Origin of the sequence: Marinithermofilum abyssi, assembly GCF_014641195.1 — a bacterium.
Classification (GTDB): domain Bacteria; phylum Bacillota; class Bacilli; order Thermoactinomycetales; family DSM-45169; genus Marinithermofilum; species Marinithermofilum abyssi.
In genome coordinates this window covers 1-945 of sequence record NZ_BMHQ01000040.1, presented here as the reverse complement: position 1 = coordinate 945, position 945 = coordinate 1, and the positions used below count along the sequence as shown (strand labels likewise).

Below are 945 nucleotides of genomic sequence, written 5' to 3'. Positions count from 1 at the left end.
GCGGTTTTCTTGGGTATCCGCTCCTCCCATGGATCGCCAGATGATGTGGTGGCTGTGCCACCCCGTCAGTTTGGTGATCTTCTGGTTGCAGACGGGACAGATTCCCCGTTGTTTCTTCCAGAGTTGCAGGAGTTGGCGTTTTCCTCTCAGGTTATCCACCATTTTCATACTGAGGCGTTTTTCAAAGTACGGTTCCCATGCCGGATCAAAGGGGTTTGCTTCAGCCTTTAACTTAACGTGTCTCCGAATGGGGATGCGGGATGCACGAAGAAGAACCAATCTTTTTCCATTGTCCTTCCCGGAGAATACCCAGTTGTTCCCGCCGAGGGTCTTGAAGTATTTACTCTTGACCCATCGTTTCGGCTTGTTGGGATGTCTTCGTTTGGCCCATCTCCAAAGAGCTTGCATGATCTTGTGATCAATGAATATGAACATCTTTTTGCTAACGACGTGTTGGTGGTATTGCGCCCATCCTCGTATGACCGGATTAAGTAGGCCAATGATCGTTCCGGCTTTCGCTGTTTTGTTCTCTTTGATGATGGTTCGGATCTTCTCCAGAAAAGCTTTGACGTTCTTCTTCGCTGGCTTGATGAGCATTTTCCCTTTGTATTTGCGCACGTTTTGGCCGAGAAAGTCAAAGCCGTCTTCGATGTGTGTGGTATGGGTTTTCTCTTGTGAGAGCTCTAGTCCGCGTTCTTTGAGAAATTCTTCGACCAGTGGTCTAACCTCGCTTTCCAACAGTTCCTTGGTTCTTCCGGTAATGATGAAGTCGTCCGCGTAACGGACGAAATTTACCTTGGCTCTTTTGGCAGCTGGAAATTCTTCTTTTAATCGTTTTTCCAGTCCGTCGAGGGCCATGTTTGCCAGCACGGGAGAGATGATTCCGCCTTGAGGTGTCCCAGATTCCGTAGGATAGATCGCACCCTTTTCCATATAACCTGCTCT

1 protein-coding gene is annotated in these 945 nt (G+C 48.5%); it reads right to left on the bottom strand.

Features of this window, described 5'->3' with window-relative positions; genetic code table 11:
• Positions 1-933, bottom strand: a 933-nt coding sequence (locus IEW70_RS17630; protein ID WP_268234918.1) for a group II intron maturase-specific domain-containing protein, incomplete at its 3' end; no start/stop codon positions are given.
• Positions 934-945 lie beyond the last annotated feature (12 nt).